This is a genomic window from Clostridium sp. AF37-5, assembly GCF_003477605.1.
Lineage (GTDB): Bacteria > Bacillota > Clostridia > Lachnospirales > Lachnospiraceae > Eubacterium_F.
The window spans coordinates 24,199-48,745 of sequence record NZ_QUDR01000024.1 but is presented as its reverse complement, the minus strand read 5'-3'; the positions used below and the strand labels follow the sequence as shown (position 1 = coordinate 48,745).

The 24,547-nt window shown below is 41.4% G+C and carries 23 protein-coding genes; 5 read left to right on the top strand and 18 right to left on the bottom strand.

The genetic code is table 11. The features are described 5' to 3' along the window. Positions 1-126 precede the first annotated feature (126 nt). The 7 genes from DW019_RS12825 to DW019_RS12790 form a co-directional block, all read right to left on the bottom strand. Positions 127-1,326, bottom strand: a complete 1,200-nt coding sequence (locus DW019_RS12825; protein ID WP_118443786.1) for a hypothetical protein — start codon at positions 1,324-1,326, stop codon at positions 127-129. A 13-nt stretch (positions 1,327-1,339) separates the two neighbouring features. Further along, complete coding sequence (locus DW019_RS12820; protein ID WP_182431139.1) at positions 1,340-2,407, bottom strand: leucine-rich repeat domain-containing protein; 1,068 nt, start codon at positions 2,405-2,407, stop codon at positions 1,340-1,342. Positions 2,408-2,509: 102 nt separating this feature from the next. Next, entirely contained in the window at positions 2,510-3,034 is a 525-nt protein-coding gene (locus DW019_RS12815) for a nucleoside recognition domain-containing protein (protein WP_118443782.1), read from the bottom strand. Continuing rightward, positions 3,035-3,628, bottom strand: a complete 594-nt coding sequence (locus tag DW019_RS12810; protein ID WP_022376533.1) for a nucleoside recognition domain-containing protein — start codon at positions 3,626-3,628, stop codon at positions 3,035-3,037. Between the two features lie 57 nt (positions 3,629-3,685). After that, on the bottom strand, positions 3,686-4,156 hold the full coding sequence (locus tag DW019_RS12805; RefSeq protein WP_118443780.1) for a YwmB family TATA-box binding protein: 471 nt from the start codon (positions 4,154-4,156) through the stop codon (positions 3,686-3,688). 731 nt (positions 4,157-4,887) lie between these two features. Further along, complete coding sequence (gene fabF, locus DW019_RS12795) at positions 4,888-6,138, bottom strand: beta-ketoacyl-ACP synthase II (protein WP_242989372.1); 1,251 nt, start codon at positions 6,136-6,138, stop codon at positions 4,888-4,890. After that, complete coding sequence (locus DW019_RS12790; protein ID WP_118443776.1) at positions 6,116-7,804, bottom strand: AMP-binding protein; 1,689 nt, start codon at positions 7,802-7,804, stop codon at positions 6,116-6,118. Before DW019_RS12790 ends, fabF begins: the two co-directional genes overlap by 23 nt. A 234-nt stretch (positions 7,805-8,038) precedes the next feature. Between DW019_RS12790 and DW019_RS12785 the strand changes: the two genes are divergently transcribed. Further along, positions 8,039-8,881, top strand: coding sequence for a sulfide/dihydroorotate dehydrogenase-like FAD/NAD-binding protein (locus tag DW019_RS12785; protein WP_117478499.1), 843 nt, complete (start codon positions 8,039-8,041; stop codon positions 8,879-8,881). A gap of 2 nt (positions 8,882-8,883) precedes the next feature. Then, a complete protein-coding gene (gltA, locus tag DW019_RS12780) occupies positions 8,884-10,275 on the top strand; it encodes an NADPH-dependent glutamate synthase (RefSeq protein ID WP_022376538.1) in 1,392 nt (463 codons plus the stop codon). Positions 10,276-10,392: 117 nt separating this feature from the next. Here gltA and DW019_RS12775 read toward each other — a convergent pair whose 3' ends face one another. From DW019_RS12775 to DW019_RS12760, 4 genes are all read right to left on the bottom strand, one after another. Continuing rightward, positions 10,393-12,093 carry an O-antigen ligase family protein gene (locus DW019_RS12775; protein ID WP_118443774.1) on the bottom strand — a complete coding sequence of 567 codons (1,701 nt, stop codon included), beginning with the start codon at positions 12,091-12,093 and terminating at the stop codon, positions 10,393-10,395. A gap of 5 nt (positions 12,094-12,098) precedes the next feature. After that, on the bottom strand, positions 12,099-12,572 hold the full coding sequence (locus DW019_RS12770; RefSeq protein ID WP_117478501.1) for a hypothetical protein: 474 nt from the start codon (positions 12,570-12,572) through the stop codon (positions 12,099-12,101). 27 nt (positions 12,573-12,599) lie between these two features. Continuing rightward, complete coding sequence (locus DW019_RS12765; protein ID WP_118443772.1) at positions 12,600-13,310, bottom strand: LytTR family transcriptional regulator DNA-binding domain-containing protein; 711 nt, start codon at positions 13,308-13,310, stop codon at positions 12,600-12,602. Positions 13,311-13,438: 128 nt separating this feature from the next. Then, positions 13,439-15,364 carry a clostripain-related cysteine peptidase gene (locus DW019_RS12760; RefSeq protein ID WP_118443770.1) on the bottom strand — a complete coding sequence of 642 codons (1,926 nt, stop codon included), beginning with the start codon at positions 15,362-15,364 and terminating at the stop codon, positions 13,439-13,441. Between the two features lie 167 nt (positions 15,365-15,531). On the opposite strand from DW019_RS12760, the gene DW019_RS12755 reads away from it, so the two are divergent. From DW019_RS12755 to DW019_RS12745, 3 genes are all read left to right on the top strand, one after another. Then, positions 15,532-16,245, top strand: coding sequence for a LytTR family DNA-binding domain-containing protein (locus DW019_RS12755; protein ID WP_117478504.1), 714 nt, complete (start codon positions 15,532-15,534; stop codon positions 16,243-16,245). A gap of 18 nt (positions 16,246-16,263) precedes the next feature. Continuing rightward, a complete protein-coding gene (locus DW019_RS12750; protein WP_118443768.1) occupies positions 16,264-17,772 on the top strand; it encodes a hypothetical protein in 1,509 nt (502 codons plus the stop codon). 133 nt (positions 17,773-17,905) lie between these two features. Continuing rightward, positions 17,906-19,675, top strand: a complete 1,770-nt coding sequence (locus DW019_RS12745) for a GHKL domain-containing protein (protein ID WP_182431138.1) — start codon at positions 17,906-17,908, stop codon at positions 19,673-19,675. Here the strand turns inward: DW019_RS12745 and DW019_RS12740 are convergent, their stop codons facing one another. The 7 genes from DW019_RS12740 to DW019_RS12710 are packed head-to-tail and all read right to left on the bottom strand — an operon-like array spanning position 19,676 to position 24,389. Next, entirely contained in the window at positions 19,676-20,743 is a 1,068-nt protein-coding gene (locus DW019_RS12740) for a PilT/PilU family type 4a pilus ATPase (protein ID WP_117478507.1), read from the bottom strand. It lies immediately after the preceding gene. A gap of 17 nt (positions 20,744-20,760) precedes the next feature. Further along, positions 20,761-21,174 carry a hypothetical protein gene (locus DW019_RS12735; protein WP_118443764.1) on the bottom strand — a complete coding sequence of 138 codons (414 nt, stop codon included), beginning with the start codon at positions 21,172-21,174 and terminating at the stop codon, positions 20,761-20,763. Beyond that, positions 21,171-21,572, bottom strand: a complete 402-nt coding sequence (locus DW019_RS12730; protein ID WP_118443762.1) for a hypothetical protein — start codon at positions 21,570-21,572, stop codon at positions 21,171-21,173. The genes DW019_RS12735 and DW019_RS12730 overlap by 4 nt, the downstream gene beginning before the upstream one ends. Beyond that, complete coding sequence (locus DW019_RS12725; protein WP_022377661.1) at positions 21,569-22,081, bottom strand: DUF4860 domain-containing protein; 513 nt, start codon at positions 22,079-22,081, stop codon at positions 21,569-21,571. The genes DW019_RS12730 and DW019_RS12725 overlap by 4 nt, the downstream gene beginning before the upstream one ends. A 2-nt stretch (positions 22,082-22,083) precedes the next feature. Continuing rightward, complete coding sequence (locus tag DW019_RS12720; protein WP_117478510.1) at positions 22,084-22,410, bottom strand: hypothetical protein; 327 nt, start codon at positions 22,408-22,410, stop codon at positions 22,084-22,086. 11 nt (positions 22,411-22,421) lie between these two features. Then, positions 22,422-23,468 carry a type II secretion system F family protein gene (locus tag DW019_RS12715; RefSeq protein WP_118443760.1) on the bottom strand — a complete coding sequence of 349 codons (1,047 nt, stop codon included), beginning with the start codon at positions 23,466-23,468 and terminating at the stop codon, positions 22,422-22,424. 15 nt (positions 23,469-23,483) lie between these two features. Next, the gene (locus tag DW019_RS12710; protein ID WP_117478512.1) at positions 23,484-24,389 is read right to left on the bottom strand and encodes a transglutaminase-like domain-containing protein; all 906 of its coding nucleotides are present in this window, start codon (positions 24,387-24,389) and stop codon (positions 23,484-23,486) included. Positions 24,390-24,547 lie beyond the last annotated feature (158 nt).

The window sequence follows — 24,547 nt, the reverse complement described above, 5'->3', positions numbered from 1 at the left end:
ATTTGCTATGTCCTTTGTTTCTTGGTTGTCTAAAATTTCTTTTTTTCAAACTTCATCCTCCGTTTTTTCAAATGTAAACCTTTTATCTTGTCATAGTATACATTTGAAAATCGGAATTGTCAACCTTTATTTACATTCCACAAATTTTCCTTCTTTGTCAAGTTTAAGCACCGCATGATTATCCCACTTACCATCCTCCTCCATATGGAGCGTGACATCTAAATATATATTTTTAGAATTTGATTTTGGCGAAACTTTCATATCCATACTTGTTCCTACACAGTTCCAACCCAAATCCTCAAACAGGGTATCTCTCTCATCCTGATTCTCAATACATACCGTTCTTTTTCCTTTTTCCACACATAAAATATTCACACTGCTTTTATTATAGAAAAACTCTTTACTGCCAAATTTCCCGGCGCTTGTATACTGCTTTTCATATGCTTTCCATACGTCATTTTTATCAAAAATCTTTTTACCCTGCGGGTTCTTCACAATAAAATTATGATTTTTAAAATCAAGCAAAACACTTGCATCACTTGTTTTATTATCATAATCGTGTTCCATTGCTTTCACAAGAATAGTCTGCGTTTTATCAGAACATTCGGCAGTACCTTTTTCAAAATTCTGATAAAATGCTTTTAAATCCTCATATGAATATAACTGCCAAAATTCCTTTTCGTAAAAGTCTTCATTTTTCTCCCAAGACTCTTCGATTTTAAAATCAGAAAGACTCTTACATGACGGATATGGAAAAGAAATATACTTTTGGTTCTCGTTCATATATTTCGGATACTCCAAAGTAAGCACTTGGTTTTCCAGACACAAATACTTATGTTTCTTCCCTTTCTCACTTCTTTCATAAAGGACATAAGAATTGTTATTCTTAAAATAACGCGCCGCCTTATATTTTGTGTGATTTTCATCCAGATAATCAGTTAATTCCACAAAATACGACGGATTTTTCTTTTGAACCGTTTTGAGATTTTCTTTATAAGAAATAAACTCCCAATTCTGACCAAATTCCGAAACACAGCCACTGCCAGTGCCAAATCTGACTGCCTGAACAGAAAAATCTTTTTGCTTCGTATCCCAGCGCTCAACGGATAATTTTATTTGTTTCAAATCTTTTGGATTTTCCCTTTTCCCGCTTGTGTTTTTTATTTTTTGTACCATAGGACTGCTCGTTGCTTCAACACTTTTTGGCGTTGTTTCTGCTCCTACCTCCAACGCCTTCTGCGGATTTTTTGACTGTTCCTTTGTGCCAGTCCCACATGCTGATAAACAAAGTACACACGCACACGCCAGCAAAATTTCTTTTCTCATAAGCAAAACCTCCCTACTTCACTCTTTTCCCACGGTAATAAATCTTTATCTTTTTATTATTCTTAGCAAATGGCTTTTTCCAATTGTTATAGCGTTTTACTTTATGTGAAATGATTAGCTTTTTCAGTTTGGCTTTGGTTACAACCACGTTTTCACTAATCTGTTTTATTTTTTTCGACAATGTCAACGTGCTTCCCTTGCCAAACACATAAACAAGTTCTTTTTCTGCCTTCCGATACAAACATCTTTTATGAACCGCAAAATATTTGTTTTTCTTCGATACTTTTACCGTTTTTAGGCTGGTGTTTTTTAACGCCGTCGGCTCAATCCATTTCACGCTCTTTGGTATTGTAATTTTCTTTGTATCCGGCATTACCTGAATCAAAGTTTTTTCGGTTTGATTGATAACCATATTACCAGAAAATGTAAGTGTGTCATTTTTTAAATATTTAGTTTCATGTGCAAGCCCCGGCAACCCATCACAGTAGCCAAAAACATTCGCAGCCTCCACTTTAAATTTTGCCGGAAAATCAATTTTCTTAATATCTTTGCTTCCGAAAAATGTTCCATTTTTCAAACTTGTAAGTTTGTCTGACAAATGAATATATTTTAAGTTTCCCATTGCACCAAAAGTACAAGATCCCATCTCGCGAATTGTATCAGGCATCACAACGGATTTAACATTAAGTATTTCCAAAGTCGGGCGGCTGTCGGCATCACAATAATCAAACATTGTCACACCAAATAAGTTTTGTGGCCACGCAGCTTCTTCCCCCTGATATAAATCTGCACTATATCCCAATCTCACAACCGGCGCATTTTCAATTTTTTGAGGAAATATGATATCCAGCATTTTCTCTTTGTTTAACAAATCCGCTTTAAAAATCCAGCTTTCTTTTTTATCTTTCGATAAATAGGCATGATAGGTTGCATCCTGATTGGTAATCGTATATTCCTTAGAAACATCCCAGTAATCCAACCGCTCCATCGCAGAAATCTCCGCTGCATTTGAAACATTTGCTTTCAGACACAATGCAAAAAACAGCAAAAACATCGACACCAAAATCTTTTTCATTTTCATAAAATCACTCTCCTTACTTTCATTTACACGTCCATTAATCATGTACCTTGTACTTATATAACGAATGATAACTGGAAAATGTTGCAAAAGTAAGGAATTTTTTTACGACATTCCCACCAGCAAAACCGCCACCATCGCCCCGGCAAAAGTTGCCACCAATGCACCGGTAAGTGTATAACGCGTTTTGGTCACGCGCGCCGTCATAAAATAAACGCTCATGGTATAGAAAATGGTTTCCGAACAACTCATAAGAACTGACGCTAATGTGCCAAGATAGGAATCTGTTCCATATGTTTTGTATATATCAAGCAAAAGACCGGTTGCCGCCGAGGATGAGAACATTTTCACGATAAAAAGCGGAAGCAGTTCGCCCGGAAAATGAAGGATATTTACAACCGGTGCAAACATACCGGCGAGCCACTCCATAAAACCGGACTGCCGCAAAACTCCTACACCAATCATCAAACCAATTAACGTCGGCAGAATTTTATAGACCGTCAAAAATCCATCTTTGGCTCCCTCAATAAACGAATCAAAAATATCCACTTTTTTGCACATGCCATAGCCGACAAGATAGAGAATCACGAATGGTATCATGCAATCTGAAATATAATAAAGGACTTCCATTTACCGCTCCCCCTTTTTCTTTGATACTTTTCTTGCTATTACAGAAAAAATAACACCGGCTGCCGTCGATACAATTGTAGCCACTAGTCCCATGCCAAGAATTGAAGCAGGCGAGGCAGAACCATACTGGCTTCGATACGCTATAATATTAACCGGAATCAATTGCAAAGAGGAAATATTGATAATCAAAAAAGTACACATATCCGCACTGGCAATGTGGCTTCCATGATTTAATTTTTTCAATTCTTCCATTGCCTTTAAACCAACCGGCGTAGCCGCCCATCCAAGCCCAAGCACATTGCTAATCATATTGGCGGCCATATATTCATTTGCCTTATGCTCTTTTGGCACGCCCGGAAATAAAAAGGCAAGAACCGGTCGAAGTGCTTTTGTAAGCGCATCGATAATTCCTGCCTTTTTTGCAATATTCATAAGTCCTGTCCACATGGACATGATGCCAAGCATCGTAATACATAAAGTCACTGCTTCTTTTGACGAATCCAGTGCTGCTGTTCCGATTTCTCCGATTTTGCCGGTTGCCGCCGCAAACAAAATCCCAATGAGAATCATAAATCCCCAAAGTTTATTGAGCATACGCACACGCCTTTTTCTTTTATTGTATGCGGCAGGAAGATAAACATTCCCACAAAATCAAAAATCGCTGTTAATCAGCGGTGTTCCAAACACAACTTTTGTAACATCCTTTTTTTCATCATAAGAAAATGCAGCCATCATATTTATGCGTCTGCCATTTACCTTTTTGGAACTTTCAAATCCGCTTGTATAGCCGTATGCGACATAGTAATCCGAACTGCTATCGGAATTGCTGTTCATTACTTCTCCACCGCCAAACTGACGAAAAAGTTTGTCCGCCATTGTTTGCTGCTCCGATGCATTCAGCCTGCCATTTACCACACCTTCCATCACACGATTGTCACTATTTATATTTCTTATATCAGCAGCCGCCTCCTGAGTTGATGCTTTCATAATATCACTTTTTGCAAATGCCTGTTCAAACGCAGTCTGCGAAACATACCATCTGGTTAATACAGTCTGCAAAATCACAATAGCCCACAGAACAAACGCCGCAAAAGCCGCTGCAAAAAATTTCTTCTTACCCAAATAAAATCATCCTTTCCAAAGTCATCCACTTGTGACTTTCTTATAGGATTTCCGATTTTTTGAAAAATATGCAAAAATTTCAGTTGTTTTTTTATCTGTTACAATGTTTTTTAATTGCAATAATCAAGCGGAATCTTTTGCGCATCATGGGCGTTTTCACTCATTGAGCTGCGTAACAGCAGGGGCATTGAAACTACCAATGCCTCCTGCTGACGCGCTCAAAACCCACGATTCACAAAAGATTCCGCTTGATTATTACAAACAAAAAAAGATAAGTAACCGTTGATAAAAACAAAATGCCTGACATTCTCGACAACGCTTTTTTCAAAAAATCGTGCTAAGCGTTGTTTTTTAGCTTGTCTTTTTCCCCAAAATATTCCTTTTTTAGGTGGCGTCAAGGTCAAAAACAACTCTTTTATCAATTTATCCCATTCATGGTTGCCCTTTCCCCTCCATAGCCTTACAAATAAGCAACCCTTTCAAGATTTCAGCCTGTTTGCGTTGCATTGACCAGCTTGCCCGCATAAAAAAGTCCTCTTTTGTCAAAACTAATCATGATGTAATGAGAAAAAAGAGACGGTTAATTTCACCATGAGGAATGTTGAACACCGCCGGTGCGCAGAGGGCGTAGTCTGCCCTCACGCACCGCTGCGTGTGTTCTCTCAGCGGAAGCGATTCCGAATGGGAAATTAACCATCTCTTTTTATTAACTATTACATCATAATTATTCATCACTCGTAGCGGCAAAAAATCACACTTGAATTCTGTCCGCCAAATCCAAACGAATTACTCATTGCCACACGAACCTCTTTTTCAATTGCCTTATGTGGAACATAATTCAAGGATGCACATTTTTCATCCAATTCATCCAGATTTAATGTTGGTGGAACAACACCGGTGCGAATACACTGGATACAAGTAATTGCCTCGGTAATACCGCCGGCACCCATCATATGTCCGGTTGCGCCTTTGGTCGAAGTCACAGCCATTTCGCCGGCATGCTCTGAAAAAAGTTCTGCAATCGCATTCGTTTCAATCGGATCACCCATACCGGTAGAAGTTCCATGTGTATTAATATAATCTACGGATTCTTTTGTAATACCTGCATGCTCGATTGCTTTTTCCATGCAGAATACCGCACCAATTCCTTCCGGATGCGGACTTGTTACATGGTAGCCGTCGGTGCAGTTGGAAAATCCTGCAAGTTCTGCATAAATTTTAGCGCCGCGTTTTTTCGCATTTTCTTCCGTTTCAATAATCAGCGCACCGCCGCCTTCGCCAATGACAAAACCATCACGGTCTTTATCAAACGGGCGACTCGCCTGCTGCGGATTCTCGTTATTGGTGGACAACGCATGTGCCGAAGCCAATCCCTGAATAAACAATGGGGATAATGCGGATTCCGTTCCCATCGCAAGAACGGCGTCTGCCTGTCCGGACATGATTAACATGCAGGCGGTACTGATTGCGTCACCACCGGAAGAACATGCTGTGCTCACCGTCAGACTTGGACCACGATAGCCTTTTGCAATTGCCACCTGGGCTGCTGCCTCATTGCCGATAATTTTCGGCACAAAGCGCGGGCTGACTTTTTTATGCTCTCCCTTGCTTAATCCATCCTGCACCTCTGCAATCGGAGAGATACCGCCAAGTGCCGTACCAACAACAATACCCATGCGCTCCGGTACAGTAATTTCCTCTCCGGCATCCGCGATTGCTTCCATCGCTGCTGCATAACCATACTGCATAAACACGTCCATTTCACGCGTCAGTTTCTTTGGCATAAAGTCTTCCGCATTAAAATCTTTGACTTCAGCCGCAATTTTTACCGGCAGCTCCTCGGTGTCAAAGCGGGTAATCGCTTCCACGCCGCATTTTCCGGCCACAAGATTTTTCCAATAATTCTCTACGCCAATTCCAATCGGCGTCACAGCACCCATTCCGGTGATGACAAGCCGACTATTCGTTGTCTTCATTTTCATTCCAGTCATTCTCCTTGATTTCTTTTCTACGAATCTTACCACTTATAGTTTTAGGCAATTCTTTCGTAAAGTCAAGTATTTTTGGCCATTTATATGACGCAATATTCTTTTTCAAGGATTTCATAATCTCATTTCGCAGTTTATCCGTTCCCTCTTCACCGTTGGCAAGAACGATACTTGCCTTAATTGCCTGACCACGGATTGGGTCCGGCACAGAAGTAACGGCACACTCCAAAACGTATGGAAGTTTCATAATTTCATTTTCAATTTCAAATGGTCCGATGCGGTAGCCGCTGGACTTAATTACATCATCGGTACGGCCGACATACCACAGATAACCGTCCTCATCAAAGTAGGCAGTATCACCTGTGTGATAATAACCATCATGCCATGCATTCTGTGTTTTTTCTTCGTCGCCGTAATATTCCATAAACAAACCATTTGGCGCACCATCTTCTGTGCAGATAACAATTTCACCCTCTTCTTCCGGACCGGCAAGTGTTCCATCCGGCAGCATAATCTGTACATCATACTGTGGTGTCGGCACACCCATGGAGCCCGGTTTTGGTGTTGTACCAACGAGGTTACCAATTGTCAATGTTGTCTCGGTCTGTCCAAATCCCTCCATCAGAGTAAGTCCGGTTTTTGCCTTAAACTTCTCAAAGATTTCAGGATTCAATGCTTCACCTGCTGTTGTTACATTCTGCAAAGAAGACAAATCGTACTGGTCTAATTTCAAATGAACCATTACACGGTAAACCGTTGGCGGTGCACAGAATGTTGTAATTTTGTATTTCTCAATCATATGAAGAATTTCTTTTGCATCGAAATTATCAAAATCATAGGTGAAAATACATGCTTCGCACAGCCACTGACCATAAATTTTACCCCACAGAGCTTTTCCCCAGCCAGTATCGGAAATGGCAAAATGGATGCCATCCGGGTCAACCTGATGCCAGTATTTCGCTGTCACATAGTGTCCCAAAGGATACTTAAAGTTATGGGTTGTAATTTTCGGATACGAAGTCGTACCGGAAGTAAAGAACATAATCGATGGGTCATCACCATGGATTGCATTCTCACCATGTGGTCTGCGGAAATGACTTGAAAAATATTTTACTTCCTTGTTAAAGCTGCGCCATCCTTTGCGGCTGGCACCAACCATGATTTTCACTTTCAGATTTTTGTAGCTGCGGCACGCCTTATCCACTTCGCGTGAAACCGGGCCGTCTGCCGTACAAAGAATCGCATCTACATTACCGGCTTTAAAACGATATTCAAAATCGGATTTCAGTAAAAGATTTGTTGCCGGAATTGCTACTGCACCAATCTTGTGCAGTGCCAAAATCGCAAACCAGAACTGGTAGTGGCGTTTTAAAACGAGCATTACGCGGTCGCCTTTTTTAATTCCTAAAAACTGAAGATAGTTTGCTACCTTAGAAGAATAACGTGCCATATCATAAAAGGTAAAGGAGCGTTCCTTTCCATCCTTTGAAATGTGAAGCATTGCTACTTTGTCCGGATCTTTCTTTGCCATCTTATCTACCACATCATAAGCAAAGTTAAAATTATCATCATTTACAAATTTAATGTCCTGCAAAACACCGTTTTCATCTTCCTTAACCTGAATAAATGGTGCTGCAATATCGCCTTTTGAAAATGCCATTTGCGTTCCTCCTATATCATATCCTGCAAATTATTTTTATGTTCCATGTAGTTTTCAAAACCACATCATATTGTAAACAATACATCACGCTTTCTCTATTGTCAAGAAAAACAACGCAAAATCGTGATATTTAATATATTTTTTACACTTCCAGAAGAATCCGTTTGAATTTACCCTTATAATATGATAGAATTATGTTGACTTATGTACACAGATGAATGGAGGATTTTGTTTATGTTCAAAATTGTTGAAAAAAAGTCCCTGAATCCTACTGTCAGTAAAATCACAGTAGAGGCTCCTTTGATTGCAAAGAAAGCAGAGCCGGGACAATTTATTATCTTCCGCGCAAAAGAAGATAGCGAGAGAATTCCTTTGACAATCGCGGATTTTGACCGCGAGGCTGGAACCGTTACCATTATTTATCAGATTGTTGGTGCCGGTACAATGGAATTAGACACCTTAAAAGAAGGTGAATACATTCACGACTTTGTAGGCCCGCTTGGTGTTCCTACACACACAGAAGGATTGAAAAAAGTAGCAGTTGTCGGCGGTGGTGTTGGCTGTGCCATTGCTTACCCAATTACAAAGAAACTGCACCAGATGGGTGCTGAAGTTCACGCCATCGTTGGATTCCGTAATCAAGACTTAGTAATTCTTGAGGACGAATTCAAAGCAGCCAGTGACAAACTCGTCATGATGACCGATGACGGAAGTTATGGCGAAAAAGGTCTGGTAACAGACGCATTGGAAAAATTAATTCAGGATGGAAATGAATACGATGAAGTCATTGCCATCGGACCATTGATTATGATGAAATTTGTATGCCTGACAACGAAAAAATATGACATCAAAACCGTTGTCAGCATGAACCCGATTATGATTGACGGAACCGGTATGTGCGGCGGCTGTCGTCTGACAGTTGGCGGCGAAACCAAATTTGCCTGCGTAGACGGTCCGGATTTCGATGGACACCTCGTTGATTTCGATGAAGCAATGCATCGTGGAACAATGTACAAAGAATTTGAGACACACGCCCGCGATGAATATTGCAATCTACTCAAGAAAGGGGAAAATTAATCATGGCAGAGAGAAATATGGATATGAATAAATGCCCAATGCCGGTACAAGACCCGGATGTCCGTAATAAAAACTTTGACGAAGTAGCTCTTGGCTACACCTATGATATGGCAGTAAACGAAGCTCGTCGCTGCTTAAACTGTAAAAACAAACCTTGCGTCAGCGCCTGCCCAGTTCAGATTAACATTCCGGCATTTATTGAGCGCGTAGCAAATGAAGATATTGAAGGTGCTTTTGCGATTCTTTCAGAATCCACTTCCCTTCCTGCTGTCTGCGGCCGTGTATGCCCACAGGAAAATCAGTGCGAAGGCAAATGTGTCCGCGGTATCAAAGGCGAGCCGGTTGGTATCGGACGATTGGAGCGTTTCGTTGCTGACTACCACAGAGAGCACTGCACAGACGCACCGGTTAAACCGGAGCCAAACGGTCACAAAGTTGCCGTTATCGGTGCCGGCCCAAGTGGTCTTACCGTTGCCGGTGATTTGGCTAAATTAGGATACAAAGTAACAATTTTTGAAGCACTTCACCTTGCCGGCGGCGTTTTGGTTTATGGTATTCCGGAATTCCGTCTTCCAAAAGCAATTGTGCAGAAGGAAATTGATAACTTAAAAGCAATCGGTGTTGATGTAGAAACCAATATGGTAATTGGTAAAGTATTAACCATCGATGAAATTTTCGAAATGGGTAACGAAGCAATCTTCGTTGGTTCCGGTGCAGGACTTCCTCGTTTCATGAATATCCCTGGTGAAAGTCTGAAGGGTGTTTATTCTGCAAACGAATTCCTGACTCGTATTAACTTAATGAAAGCTTACCGCGACGGAAGCAAAACACCAATCCAGCATGCAAAGAAAGTTGCTGTTGTCGGTGGCGGTAACGTAGCTATGGATGCAGCCCGCAGTGCAAAACGTCTTGGTGCAGAAGAAGTTTACATTGTATACCGCCGTGGTATGGAAGAACTTCCTGCCCGTAAAGAAGAAGTTGAGCATGCAGAAGAAGAGGGAATCATCTTTAAGACACTAAATAACCCAGTTGAAATCCTTGGCAATGACGAGGGTATGGTATGTGGCATGAAATGTGTTGAGATGGAACTTGGCGAGCCGGATGAAAGCGGACGCCGCCGTCCGGTTGAAAAACCTGACAGCGAATTTGTTCTTGATGTTGACAGCGTAATCATGTCCATTGGTACAAGTCCAAACCCATTGATTCGCTCCACAACCCCTGGTCTGGAAGCAAATAACCGCGGATGCTTAATCACAAAGGATGAATCCGGTTTAACAACCCGTGATAATGTATACGCCGGTGGTGACGCCGTAACAGGTGCCGCAACCGTAATCCTTGCCATGGGTGCAGGAAAAGCTGCCGCTAAGGCAATTGATGAGGCATTGAGAGGGTAAATAATACGGCTATTCTTACGATAAAAAAGGAAAAACTGCAAACCGACTCGAAACAGAGAATTCGCTTCACGAATTATGTTTCTCGCTGGTTTGTGGTTTTTCCTTTTTTAGGTAAGTCTAACTTATTGTATTCCTAACTCTATCACCCATTCCACCCGCTCCCAGTCCTAACAGACACCAGAACACAGGCGCTGTTACTACCATAGAATCATTAAACATCCCGGCAAAGAGATATCCTAATACAGAAATCAAAATTGCCCGTATAAAATACTCTTTCTGCGTATGGCACTTTCCTTTGGCTGCCGCAAAGCCACGCTTTAAAAAAATCACAAAAAATGCAAGCATCAGAACAAGCGAGAGGCACCCTGTCTCAATTCCCATCTGAAGATAATAATTATGTGGCTTCTTATAATAAGTTGTCAACAAATCATACTGATATCTGGCAACATAATCATTATGCGGGAACACAAAACCAAACTGGTCGGGCCCCGCGCCAAGCAGCACATAATCTTTTAACAGCGGTATCGTTCTTGACCACACAAAACCTCGAAGCGATGCCACCTCATTCATCCACGATGGCAGTGCCGTTTCGGCGTGAATACACAAATCCCATTTTCCGTTTGCATTGAGATAATAATACTTCCCATCCCCACGCTGATTGGTAAACCGCCAGACACTCTTTTTGTACTTCATTTCATAGCCATAAACGGTCTTTTCACCGTCCGCAAATGCTTTCTTTTCAAATGAAAATGCTTTCCACTTTCTATCCGGTGTCTTTTTAAGCGTGATATTTTCACCGCTTCCCTCTATGACAAAAGAATAATTTTTCTTTTTATAGCGGATTTTCACATGGTCATCCTTCGTTTCAATATAAGATAACTTTTTACTTCCCTTGGTAGAAAACCGAACCTGCTGCCATTTTCCAAAAATATCCCCTGTGATGTACCAGTTGCAGAAAGATAAAATTGCAAGCACAGAAACCAAGACGCAGAGAATTGTTCTTTTGTACTGACAGACTTTGTTCCGATATTTTACGCCGCCAACACAAAACGAAACCAGTACCGCAAGCGTGCCGGTCCGCGACTGCGAACCAAAAAGGCAGAAAATCAGCAGATAAAAAAGCACGAACCAAAAAGTTCTCTCCCGCTTTTTACCCGCCTCATGGAAATAAACAATCATTGCCACCGTCACCGGCAGAAGAAGCGCTACATAGCTCCCCACATAGTTCCAATGGTACAAAGTTAAATATATAAAATGTGAAACTCTCGCCTTTCTCCCACCTAGAAACTCTTTCACAAAGCCCATTGACAATAAATCAAATCCAAAGAACTGCGAAATGCCAATCACGCCAAGGATTCCAATTGAGACACCAAGTATTTTTATCAGTATGGAAATATTTTCTGTTTTATTCACCCAAAAAAAACTGTAAAAGAACACAAGCAGATACGAAAGTATTACGAAAAGCCCCTGCATATTGCCGGTCATCCCCCGCACACTCAGAAAAGGATGATTTGCATGCAGAGAAGATGCAATTGCAAAACCACCATATAATATAGGTAGAAGAAGATATTTTGGCATCTCGTGAATCTGCCGCCAAAAGCGCATACGAACCAAAAGCACAATCATAAAAAGACAGCAAAAAAACAGGACAAACAATTTACCATACAAAAAGAAATCTGACTCAACCGCATTTGCGGGAAGCCACGGTTCATTCTCTGTGTATGTTTTACTGTTTATCCTGCCTACAACAAGGGGCAGAAACGCAAGCACCAAAGCAATTGGTGCTAACGTTATCCATTTGTCCCATTTTTTCATCATATTCCTTACTGTGCAGCTTCAGTAGCTCCTTCTTCAACAGCTCCGTCAGTCTGAGTCTGAGCGTCCTGCTGAACAGGTGTCATATCAGCTTTTCCCTTTTCCAAAACAACTTCCATTGTCTGTCCATTTCCCAAATCTAATTTGTATGTGAGCGTCTTCTTGTCTTTGTCATATGCCATGGACATGTAAATTTCATCTTTACCTTCCATTTTAACTTCAATTCCGTCAGAACGTCTCTCATAATCAAATTTTGTCTCACCGTTTGCAGTTACCATTGTCATTTTATCATCTTCTGTGATATTTACATTTACAGTTGCCTGACTAGGATCAACGCCAAGGGATGCTGCATATTCATCAATTGTCATACCATTGATTGTCTTTGCTGTCCAATCACCTTTGATGTCGTCATAAGAAATACCACATCCTGCCAAACTTAACATCATTACAAATACTAATACTGCTGATACAATCTTTTTCATTTTCTAAATCCTCCAAATTTTAATTTTTTATAGAATATTATTATTTACTTTCATTTGCCATAACAAGCATAATTCCTTTTGTAATCTAGTCGGAATGTAAATTTGTTCACCTCCCCGTAAAATAATTTCTGTTTTGGTAACATCTTTAATATAGCCCGCATTGATGTAATAACTTTTCCCGCAGGTAACAAAATCACCGCCATCCGGCATTTTTTCTTTTGCCCTCGTGAGCGAACAATTTGTCCGAAAATCCCCATGCAGCGTATGTATCATCGTCGCATGCCCACATGTTTCCATGTAAATGATTTCGTCTAAGCAAAATTTTTTCATTGTGCGGTCTACCATAAATGATATGTTTTTTTTCATTTGATAAAACATATTCTGAAAACGGTTCAGCGCACAATCAACCTGCTGCTGCACAAACGGCTTTATCAAAAAGCCATCGGCATATACGGAAAAGGCATCCATTGCATAGCATTCAGATGCTGCTGTCATAATCATCTTCTGATTACTCTTTCTCCCCTGAAGTTTTTTTACAATCACAGGGTCTTTTATCTTTTGCTCCGGAAGGTTTACAATCATAAGACTCGGTTTGTTTACCGGAATTTCGGATAACATATTTTCGACCGAGCTGAATTCTTTTATGCTTACTTGATAATTGCCACGCAGATATTTATCTACGCACTTTTTTATCGCTGACCGCTCTTTTGCGGATTCATCACATAAATAAATTCGCATAAAACCCCTCCTCAAAAGATTCCGTGCTCCCAAAATATCATACTTTGCGGATAAATCCTACGCTTTCTGTCAAAACGGCAAAAAAAATGCAGAAACGGTAAAGTCTCTGCATTTCTAATAAATTTCTTTTATAACTCCGGCTTAATCTCGCCATTTTTCAAATTCAGGAAGGCAACGTCTGACATCGTGCTCTTGCCGGTAATATCCGTTACTTCATAAGTAAAGGCATATTTTCCATCCGGCAAATCTTTTTCTTTGAATTCATAACTTTCCTTCCATGTAAATTCATCGTCTGGCATTTCCTGAACCTCATTATTTCCTTCCATGCTCTGTGCGTAATAGACAATAGCTACTTTATCGCCCTTCTCCAATGGTCGCATATCTTTTCCCGCCTGTCCGGATTCATCCACACCGGAAGTTGCACCAAGAATATAGAAGTCTTTTGCCTCATAATCATAGGCGACACTCAAATAGCTGTCTTCTCCATTTAATTTAATCGGAACCGTATACAAATTATAATCATCGCCCTCATAAACTAACTCCATGTAACATTCTCTGTCATTAATAGAACCCCAGACGCCGCGGAAGTTATCCTGGAATACACCTTTTTCCCAGTCGCACTCTAAGTCGTTATCTTTTCCTAAAAAGACAATTGCTTTTCCGTCGTCACTGATATAAGCAAAATTGAAAGCAATGCTTTGAATACTATCTAATTTTGCCGGGTCAATGTTCAACTGGATGTAATCATTTTCATTAATTGACATCTCAAGGTCACCGTCAAATCCGCTTACTTCCTGTACTTCGCCGACACCACTTTCACTCAATGCCTCATCGGATATATTGGCACCGATGGAATAATTGACAAAGGAAGAATAAATATTCTCTGCGGCAATCTGCTGGTAACGGGCTGCTGATTCCTGGTCGCCGTCATAGGAATAATAAACCGAAAGTCCGCTTGCATGACGGCGGTAGTCTCCATTTATTTTATAAACAATCGCATCGGAAAGTGCTTTTTCAATCTGCGCTTTGCTCTCACCGATCAACCCTTCTGCATTCTGTGCCAAATGCCCTAAGTCAACCATGTTTGTGTATCCTTCTTTGTCATTATTACCACCATAATTTTCTGCCTTCGTGGCACTTCTGGCAAATTCCGCGCATACAGAGGAATCTTTTTCTGCTTTTTTCAAAACGACCTTACCCATATTCTGCAGGGCTTCAATTATTGCCGGTGTCTTGGACAAATCGGTTACGGAAAGTGTAATTTCCGCATCCGTTCCTGCTTGTTTACAACCTTGTTTAAAACTGTCGCAGATTTCTTTACCAAGTTCGGCACCGTTCATAGCCGGATTTTTTGCAAGTTTAGAAAGCCATCCGCTGTACAGCCATCCATTTCCCGGCTCTGTCTCCTCAGACGCTACCATGTAGGACGCATAATTCTGGAATACATTCGCTGTATCTACCGTTGCCATCAGGCAGGTATCAAAACCAACAACCTCAAACGGCTTTTTGTCACCGTAGACATCTTTCATAACAGCGGAAATTTCGTCTAATACCAACGAATCCATTTCATAATTTTCATCAAAAGAGACACCGCTTACACTTCCACCACCATGATTCCAGAACAACAACATCTTATGGTCTGCCGGATAGTTTTCCTCTGCATAATTGAGGAATCCCTTTAACGTCTCCGGATCACCCATGCTTGCCTGCTCAGTTTCATCTTTTAAAGTAAGTGTATCTCCACTGTACTCATAACGCTGAATCCGGTCGGTTTTTACCTGATCATTCTGCCACTTTGACGCACCACCCGTCTGAATTACCACTTTTACGTTTTCCGGAAGCTTAACCTGCATCATTTCATTTAGATCTGCTGTTGCTGCACCGTAATTGCTCTCCAAATCGCTGCCACACAGATACCAATAAACAACCCAAGTATCCTCCTTACTGAAACTCTGTTTGGCTTCTTTCTCTTCGTCCGCGCAGCCGGTCATTGAAAATAACATACACAAAACCAGCACAAGCGCCGTCCATTTTTGATATTTTTTTATCTCCATCTTAAAATTTCTCCTTTCTGCTCATTTCTTCATTGTATCGGCTCTTTCTAAATCCTGCAACAAACCTTGCAGAATTGTGGGCAAAGGGTGAAAAATTGCTTGACCCTTCCTTATGAATTTGTTAAAATTTTATATAGGTAAATGTCGCAAAATGATAGGAGGCAGCAATGAATATCGCAATTGTAGATGACTCAGAAAGCGACCGCCAATTACTACAGGAATTGCTAATACGTTATTTCGATATAAGCGGAATCAGTATTACGATTTACCCGTTTCAGTCGGGTGAACTTTTTTTGGCAGGGCTTTCTCACCATTCCTTTGACCTTGTCTTTCTCGATATTTTCATGGATGAGATTACCGGTATGGACGCGGCACACAAATTATTAGAAGCAGGCTGCGACTGCACAATTATTTTTTTAACGTCCAGCCGCGAATATGCACTCGAAGGATACGAAGTAGGGGCTTTTCGTTATTTGCTTAAGCCACTTACTTACGACAAGTTGGAAGATACATTAAATCCCTTTTTACGCAAATTTCGTGGGGAAGCAAGGAAGCTTCCACTTATGGTAGAGCGGACACCGCTGTACATTCCTTATTCGGATTTGTACTATTTATCATCGGTGATGCGCCAGACAGAAGTTCATTTAGAAAAAAAGGTGCTAAAACAGTCTTCCGCCATTAATTTTCAAAAAACAGTCGCTCCACTCCTTAGTGATTCCCGGTTTTTCCTTTGTTCCAAAGGCATTATCGTGAATTTACAGCATGTGAGTGAATTAGAAAAAGATCACTTCGTTCTCAATAATGGAGAGGAAGTACCAATTAGCCGGCGGAATCTATCGCAGGCAAAAAAGACTTTTTTGGATTTTTCGTTGAATCAGTAGCGGGAAAGGATATTTTTTATGCGCAGATTGAAAATGGTTGTTTATTTACTAATTCTTGGCATTCTCAGTTCACTTTTGGGGAATGTCTCTTTTGCGTGGGCATCCACACAGGACAAATTAGTTATTACAGAAATTTATGATCTGGATCTTGCATCTGCTCCCCTCATGTTTCCGGTTGGCTCTCACCATTTTCAGGAAACCATTCAGACTTACAGTAATTGCCCTCTCTACGCCGTCTGTGAAGATGAAAACGAGAGCACGGAACTGATACCATCTTATGACATTCACTCGGTTGATGTGCAAAAAGAAGGCATCTATGAAATGACTATGACTTTGCAATATAACAAAGAAATGTTCCAACTGGCAGAGAACTATTCGGAAACCTATACCATTCCGGTCTGTATCTCTGACCCGGAAAAGTTTGAAATTTTTTCAACCTTTACATCGTTCCACCACACAACGCTGAGTTTTGTGCATCATTTTAAGGATTTTTCCACAATAGAAGGGGCCTATGTAAAATCCAAAACCGCCCTTACTCAATCTCAACTAAACAAAGCCGAATGGACAACAATTACATCTTCGGAAAATTTCAATACAACACCGGATGGCGTCATGTTATCATCTGCTTTTTTTGAGGAAGATGGCTATTTATATATAAAATTAACCAACGAAAATCTTACCTCCAATATTCTTTGTCTGGAGCAGAAAGGTGAACTCGTTCGCTCGAAACCAATTGAGGGTGACCGTGACGGTGGCGATTTTTCCTCGGAAGACCCGTTTGAAATTACTTCACCGGTATCGACACCGGACAGCGGGCAGACTACACACCACACAGCCGTGCCAAAACCAACTGCCACAGCGGCAATTATAATTCCAACAACGTCTGTTTCTTCCATTCCCAAAAAAGAAACAACGCGCACGAAAAAAAAGAAGAATTCTTCCTCTGCCCAGAAATCAGAGGGAATGATTACCGGCATTACAAGCAGTACAGAAAAATCCGGTTCAAATACCAATACAACTACATCAATGAAAAAAGATACGGCAGACAGTGCCACCACTTCCCATGCCAGCGAGAAAAAGACAATAGAACAGGTTGGCTCAAACCGTATTTCTCTATCCGGAAAACGACTTCGTCTGATTGCGGAATCAAATCCAAACTATGTTCCGTTTACTTATGATAATATTACGCTTGAAATTCCGACGAATTATCTTTTATCACTGAATCTTAAAGATAATGAAGTACTGATGGTAAGTATTGTTCCCGGTTCCAGTAAAGAGGTAACTCTTGCAGTTCGTGCCGCAGGTAAAGTGTTGACGAATATTCCAAACAGCCGGCTTACCTGGAAGCAGGAGAACAAAACGCGCACCATTGACAAAACCGGCGTTTACAAGCCCCCGGGCTCTGCCAAACAAAATCTTCCGGTCAAAAGAAACCGCGTGCCTCGTCTTGTAATTATAGGTGCCATTATGTTAGTTCTGATTTCGACCGGCTGCTTTGTCTACCACAAAAAAGAAAGGAAACATTAAGATGAAACCTCGCTTTATCAAACTATTTCTTGCTTTGTTTCTTCCTTTTGCCTCCTTTCTGCTACTTGCGCATTTTCTATTCTATTACAACAATAAATATGAAAATAATCCGGTTTACCCAATAGGCGGTGTCATGTTTTGTTCCGATTCCGACTTATCCGGGGATTCCGTAATTTTCCTTGCCCATCAGTGGAATTTTTTCCCGGGCAAACAATATACGCCTTCCGATTTTAATGAAAAAAAAGTAACGGGAGGCACTTTTTTAACCCTTGGCTCATTTGGCAATTTCAGTCTTGGCAGTACTTCCGAGGCATCGAATGGCACTGCCACCTACCGCTTAACACTGTCTCTACCAGACACGGCACGGACATATTCTTTGTATCTGCCGGAAATTTTTTCCGCTTACACACTCTACCTAAACGAGGAAAAGGTCTGCTCGCAGGGAAATCCTGACCAGACGCATTATAAAGATTTAATTGGCAATAAAGAAATTTCTTTTACCGCCTCCGGAACCGTTCATATCACAATTATTGCCACCAATTATTCGCATATTTACAGTGGTATTACCTATCCACCGGCCTTTGGAACAGTTACTGCCATCCAGAAATATCTTTCCACAAGACTTTTCATCTCTGGCATTACGCTTGCAGCCATTTTTCTTTTTTCTGCCTGCTCACTGTTCTTTTTCTGCCGGCTAAAACATAAAAATGCGCTGATTTTTACTATTTTGTGTGGTTTGTTTTTTGTTATCTCCTTGTATCCGGTTCTATTTTCTTACGGCAGTTATTCTGTTTTTCCGTGGTATCCACTGGAAATTGCCTGCTTAACCGCCATGTATCCATGCATGGTTTTGCTGCAGGGAACGATATTAAATCTCCCCAAGAAATTAATTCGGCACGAAACGCTTATCTTTGGCAGCTGTGTTGTTTTATCGCTTGTATTCACTCTGTTTTTACACGGCAGCACACACTTTGCCAAAATATATTCTGAATTTTTGTTTTTATACAAAGCGGGCTGCGCCCTTTTGCTTTTATTTCAGGCATATTATTCGTATCAGAAAAAATTACACACGTCACCAATTCTCTTAATTGGTACGGTTTTGTTTGCCGCCTCCCTGACTGCTGACCGCATGTATCCGGGCTACGAACCGATTTACGGCGGCTGGTTTCAGGAAATTGGCACTTTTCTGTTAGTCATTTCTATCGGCTATGAATTGTGGCAGGATTTATCGAAGACCTACCGCGCAAAACTTTTGTTGGAGGAAGAAACTCATTATCTGGCAAAACAGATTGAAATTCAGAAGGCGCACTATCAGGAACTTACGGAACGCATTGACGAATCAATTCGCCTGCGCCACGACCACCGTCACCATATGCAGACTGTCACAACCTATCTGCAAAATAATGAGCGCGAAAAAGCACTGGAATACTTGGCACAATACGCAGAGCAGAGGGAGCAGAAAGGACGTATCGTATTATGCCGTAATATGCTCGCGGATGCGATTTTACAATACTATCAAACACTCTGCAAAAACAACGACGTAGCTTTTGAATGTCTGGCAAATCTTCCGCAAACACTGTCGATTCCAGACACTGACTTTTCGATTTTGTTTGGTAATCTTTTGGAAAATGCATGGGAGGCCGCAAGCCAGACACCGGAAAATGCGTATATCCGCGTCCAGATTCAGCCACAGAAAAACAACATTGTTGCAATGATTGAAAATAGCTGCAAAAAAGAACCAATCCAAAAAGCGAATCGGTTCTTCTCAACAAAACATTCCGGTATGGGTATCGGTACCCAGTCTGCCCGCCTCATCGTTGACAAGGCAAAGGGTGTTATTTCCTTTGAGCCAAAGGACGAAATCTTTGTAGTGCGTTTCGTCCTTCCAAATACTGTAAAATAATTACCGGCTTAATTTTCTCTTTAACTGTTCCGGATTAATGGCGGATAAAAGTGCGGTTTCTTCGCTGATTTCGCCTTTCCGGTACAGTTTCAAAATATACTGATCCATCGAAACCATCCCCAGTTCTCCGGACGTCTGAATGACATTATCAATCTGATAGTTTTTGCTGTCTCGAATCATGTTCTGAATCGCCGGCACAATTTTCATAATTTCCACCGCAGGAATCATGCCGCCGCCTTCTCTCTGCAGTAGCTGCTGGGAAACGATGCAGTCTAACACAAGTGATAACTGGATTTTAATCTGATCCTGCTGATCTGCCGGGAAGGAGTCCACAATTCGATCAATCGTATTTACCGCTCCCTTGGTGTGCAGTGTTGCAATAACAAGATGTCCGGTTTCCGCTGCTGTCATCGCCGTGCGAATCGTTTCCGCATCGCGCATTTCCCCTAACAGAATGACATCCGGCGCCTGACGCAGACATGCACGAAGTCCGGTTAGATAATTCTCGGTATCAATTGCAATTTCACGCTGGCTGATTAACGATTTCTGGTTTCGGTGCAAATACTCAATCGGGTCTTCCAGCGTAATAATATGTGCTTCCCGCTCTTTGTTAATCGCATCGATAATACATGCTTGTGTCGTCGATTTCCCGCTTCCAGCCGTTCCTGAAATAATAATCATGCCGTGCTGTAGTTTCGACAGAGCAATTACCTCTTCCGGAATTCCCAGGTCCTTGTAATCCGGAATCCGGAACGAAACAACACGGATAACCGCCGCCTGTGAGCCACGTTGGAAATATGAATTGACACGAAATCTCGCCAAGTCCTCAATGGCAAAGGAAAAATCATCATCTCCCTCTTCTAAAAAATGTGTTTTCTCCCGGCTGGCGCACTCATAGATTTCATCTAAAAGCACCTTTGTGTCATCCGGCATCAGACGCTCCGCCGAAGCTTCCATTGGACGAATTTCGCCATCCACCTTATAACTCAATGCACCACCGGCAACAATAAAAATATCCGATGCTCCGTCAGAGACCGCTTTTCTTAATATTTCCACTAAACGTTCCATATCTTTTCTCTCTTTCTTTAGTCTGGAAGCATTTGTTCCATTCCATCCCAAACATCGATGGTATCGTCCGGTTTCCACTCACCGGTATACTGCTTCTCCCACTTTACTACATGAAATTTTTCTTTTTGTTTTTTGATTTCAACAAGCAGTTTCTGCTTATCATCAATCGCACAAGTGTAAGAATAAGTATTTCCTTTCTGTTTCACACCATCCGGCATATTACCTGCCCGAATCTGTGAATATATCTCTTCTGCTTTCGTATCTGCTGCATAGTAATTACTCACCGCTTTTACGGATTTTTCTGCCAGGTTATAGTTTGCTTTTGCCGTCGACAGTGACAAAAGCGCAAATACCAAAAAACATAACACGGCAAAAATCGTCAGAATCGAACTGCCGCCAACGCTTGTGAATGAGAGCTTTCGTTTTTTCATGATGTGCCCCCTCTCTGCCAAGCCGCCGCAACATGATAAATTTCTTCCTTATCTTCATCAAAAACGGTAACTTTTGCATTTGTCAAATACTCATCTGCATCCGTCTTTATCATTTGGACCGTCATATGGTCCTGCTCAAAAGGAATTTCCAGAGTATCTCCCTCAATCTGACCGGGCATCTCCCCTACTACTTTCTGCCAGTCGCCGGCGCACGTTTTACACATCTCAATTACTTCCTGTGCGTGTTCCGCCGCAATGTTTTCCTTTTCACCACGCGTAGATAATCCATTAGCATAGACAAATGCCTGCAAACACACGGCTGCCGCCAGCGCAAACACTAAAATCATAATAATCTGCTCCATCAGCGCTAACGGAGCTTTGCTTCTTTCATAATTCACAATGCCACCCCGCTTTCTTCACTTCGCAGAGAAACGGTTGTCTCATTCTCACGTCCTTCGCTATCTTTGGATGTAATTCGTATGAGACTGCCTTTTTTCTCAAAATGCAAATCTTTCGCATCCATAATCGCCACACCATCTTCCGGCTTCATCTCGGATTCCTCAGCAGCAAACAACTCATACACCTTACCCTGGTAATAATAAATTTTCAAATCATACCGAATGCCATCGATTGTTTCCAAAAGATGCAACGTATTTACCTCATCATCCACATCCGGCGAAGCAAATCCGCCCACTTTTACGGCATCTGCTCTGTCATAACCACGAATCTGGGCAGACACATAAGACGTGATAATTCTTTTGTTGTATGCATTATTATCACGCTCGACCAAACTTTTATATTGATTTGCTCCCAATGCTAGAACTGCCACAATTGTCATGGCAAAGATAGCAAACAATACAAGAACAAATACATTTTCAATACTATGTCTCTGACTGCTTCTCTTCATTGCTAATCGACCCGCTCCTGATTTTCCATTACTGTAATTTCCGGCATCAAATTTTTGGCAAATACTTCATAAAAGACGGTAAAACGGCTTTCATCAATCTGGATTCCGTAATTTTTCTTTAAATATTCAAGGGTAGGCGGATATACGCCTTCTGTCGCATAGCAGGTCATTGTTGCCTTACGAATGGAGTTTTCGAGTTGTTTCATGCTCTCTGCCTCCTGCCCCTGATTCAGCCTTGCCGCCCCCGCGTTCATCGCATAAAGCAGTCCGCCAATCACCGCTGTCAGCAATACAATTTTTATAATTAAAAAACTTCTCTGCTTCATCATTTTCATCCATCCTATCCAATCGAAGACATGATATGAATCAACGGTAACATCACGGTTATCAAAACAATTCCTACAAGAATTGAAGTAATAATGACAATCGTAGGCTCAATCTTTCCAACTTTTCGTGCAATTTCCAACTGCACTCTGTCGTCCATACGCCGTGAAATTTCTGCCATTGCCGTATCAGATGTACCACTTTTGGCACCCAAATCTAAAATCCGGCAAAATGACGCTTCCAACACTTCATTTTCTCGGAATGACTTCGCCATTGGCTCGCCCACTTCCAGCATCTCAAGGCATTTCTCATAACGCTTCTTCGTCTTTTGATTTACGTCCTGAAAAAGCATCGCTGTACGGAATGCATCTTCGGTATTTAATCCACTCATCATTCCCATCGCCATCGCTGACGCAAATCTTGCTTCACCCATCCGGCGCACAATTCCGTGTCCGCCGAAAACTTTTTTATACAGTTTCACAAAAAAGCCTCTTGCCCTCTTGCTGCAGGCAATCACTGCTGCCACTAAAACAATGACAAATATGATACCGCACAACACCGGCATGATACTTCCGAGCCAGTCGCCAAACCGCAGTAAAAGCTTCGCCGTGCCGCCCATCGTACCGCCAAGCTGCTCATAGACCTGATTGAAAATCGGCAGCACCTTGACAAGCAGCACAACTAAAATTACTAACATCAAAATCATCAATATAAACGGATACAGAAGGGCACTGCGAATCTGCGACATCAACTGCTGCTGCCTGTCGTAATAATCTGCCAGTGCCTGAAAGGACTGCTCCAACCGCCCTGTCTCCTCACCGGTTTCAATCATATCGCCGACGTACTTCGGAAACGTACCAACCTCCCGAACTGCTTCGGAAAACGGTTTACCTTCCGTCACCAAATCCGCTAACTGCTCCAGCATTTTTTTGCTTTTTTTGTCCTTTTCGTCCTCAATTAAAAGATACAATCCATCTTCGATTCCAATGCCGGCATGCAGTAAAAGCGACATTTCCAGACAAAAAGCAGAAACATACTCATTACTTACTGTTTGCTTACTCATGACACACTCCCCTGATTAGTAACTCAATTTTTCTTTGTAATTTCTACCATTTCCTATGTATTTCATAATGGACTTACTCGATTTACTGGTCGAAGCAAATGTCGGGTCCATCAGTTTCCATTTCTTACCGTTAAAGTAAATCATTTTGGAAATGCGTCCTTTTTTCTTGGAATACACGTTAATCCATGCATGATAGGCATTTCCGGTATAGCCGACAACAAGTTTTGTTGGAACTCCCTGACTTCGCAGCATCGCAGTCATTACTGCCGCATAATCAAAACAGATTCCTTTTTTCTTCTTATAAATCTTATTCAGATTTGGCACATAACCCGGCTTTACCGTCTTGGCAAGTTTTTTGTCATATTTATAATTTTTAATGACATAGTTGTATACCTTTTTAACCTTTGCCAAATCGTTTTTACAATTTTTTGTAATCGAGGCTGCTTTCTTCACAACTTTCGTGCTTTTCGTGTAATTTACAAACTGGTTCGGACGCAGATACGGCCCAAACTGGTCGGTCATTTCGACATTTACTTTCAATGTCATCTCCATCGCATAACGACCACCCACTTCATAAAGCAGATAAATCGTATAGGCAGTATTTCCTTCCGTCAATGGAATAACCTGATACTTATTCACGGAAAGTGTATATTTGTAACCATCATTCAGCGCCTGTCCCCCAGTCGTAACGACGCATTTCAGCGTAGGTCCCAGCGCCTTCTTAAATTTCACCATCACATAACCGTCTGCCGTGTTGGAATAGTCAATCACACAATTATTACTTTCCTTAACTTGTTCCCCACTTGCAACAGTCGGATAGATAACTATTTTTGCCCGGCTTTTGCTGTTTGACAGCACAATCCCCGAAACCATCACACACAAAAATCCAAGAATCCATAATCCCCTTTTACTTTTTTTCATGAAATACACTCCTTTCACGGATTAATTATTTTCATTTTATCACTTTTAGGACAAAAAATAAAGCATCCTTTTCTTATTATTATATGCATCCGTGTGTCATAAAAAAGGTCTATTCTTTTTCATTATTTTTTTATACTCTTTTAATCGTCGAATTCCTT

Excerpts from the sequence above, each read along its gene's own strand:
- DW019_RS12825 (WP_118443786.1), bottom strand. The coding sequence starts at position 1,326 with ATGAGAAAAGAAATTTTGCTGGCGTGTGCGTGTGTACTTTGTTTATCA.
- DW019_RS12820 (WP_182431139.1), bottom strand. The coding sequence starts at position 2,407 with ATGAAAATGAAAAAGATTTTGGTGTCGATGTTTTTGCTGTTTTTTGCA.
- DW019_RS12815 (WP_118443782.1), bottom strand. The coding sequence starts at position 3,034 with ATGGAAGTCCTTTATTATATTTCAGATTGCATGATACCATTCGTGATT.
- DW019_RS12810 (WP_022376533.1), bottom strand. The coding sequence starts at position 3,628 with ATGCTCAATAAACTTTGGGGATTTATGATTCTCATTGGGATTTTGTTT.
- fabF (WP_242989372.1), bottom strand. The coding sequence starts at position 6,138 with ATGAAAATGAAGACAACGAATAGTCGGCTTGTCATCACCGGAATGGGT.
- DW019_RS12790 (WP_118443776.1), bottom strand. The coding sequence starts at position 7,804 with ATGGCATTTTCAAAAGGCGATATTGCAGCACCATTTATTCAGGTTAAG.
- DW019_RS12785 (WP_117478499.1), top strand. The coding sequence starts at position 8,039 with ATGTTCAAAATTGTTGAAAAAAAGTCCCTGAATCCTACTGTCAGTAAA.
- gltA (WP_022376538.1), top strand. The coding sequence starts at position 8,884 with ATGGCAGAGAGAAATATGGATATGAATAAATGCCCAATGCCGGTACAA.
- DW019_RS12775 (WP_118443774.1), bottom strand. The coding sequence starts at position 12,093 with ATGATGAAAAAATGGGACAAATGGATAACGTTAGCACCAATTGCTTTG.
- DW019_RS12770 (WP_117478501.1), bottom strand. The coding sequence starts at position 12,572 with ATGAAAAAGATTGTATCAGCAGTATTAGTATTTGTAATGATGTTAAGT.
- DW019_RS12765 (WP_118443772.1), bottom strand. The coding sequence starts at position 13,310 with ATGCGAATTTATTTATGTGATGAATCCGCAAAAGAGCGGTCAGCGATA.
- DW019_RS12760 (WP_118443770.1), bottom strand. The coding sequence starts at position 15,364 with ATGGAGATAAAAAAATATCAAAAATGGACGGCGCTTGTGCTGGTTTTG.
- DW019_RS12755 (WP_117478504.1), top strand. The coding sequence starts at position 15,532 with ATGAATATCGCAATTGTAGATGACTCAGAAAGCGACCGCCAATTACTA.
- DW019_RS12750 (WP_118443768.1), top strand. The coding sequence starts at position 16,264 with ATGCGCAGATTGAAAATGGTTGTTTATTTACTAATTCTTGGCATTCTC.
- DW019_RS12745 (WP_182431138.1), top strand. The coding sequence starts at position 17,906 with ATGTTTTGTTCCGATTCCGACTTATCCGGGGATTCCGTAATTTTCCTT.
- DW019_RS12740 (WP_117478507.1), bottom strand. The coding sequence starts at position 20,743 with ATGGAACGTTTAGTGGAAATATTAAGAAAAGCGGTCTCTGACGGAGCA.
- DW019_RS12735 (WP_118443764.1), bottom strand. The coding sequence starts at position 21,174 with ATGAAAAAACGAAAGCTCTCATTCACAAGCGTTGGCGGCAGTTCGATT.
- DW019_RS12725 (WP_022377661.1), bottom strand. The coding sequence starts at position 22,081 with ATGAAGAGAAGCAGTCAGAGACATAGTATTGAAAATGTATTTGTTCTT.
- DW019_RS12720 (WP_117478510.1), bottom strand. The coding sequence starts at position 22,410 with ATGATGAAGCAGAGAAGTTTTTTAATTATAAAAATTGTATTGCTGACA.
- DW019_RS12715 (WP_118443760.1), bottom strand. The coding sequence starts at position 23,468 with ATGAGTAAGCAAACAGTAAGTAATGAGTATGTTTCTGCTTTTTGTCTG.
- DW019_RS12710 (WP_117478512.1), bottom strand. The coding sequence starts at position 24,389 with ATGAAAAAAAGTAAAAGGGGATTATGGATTCTTGGATTTTTGTGTGTG.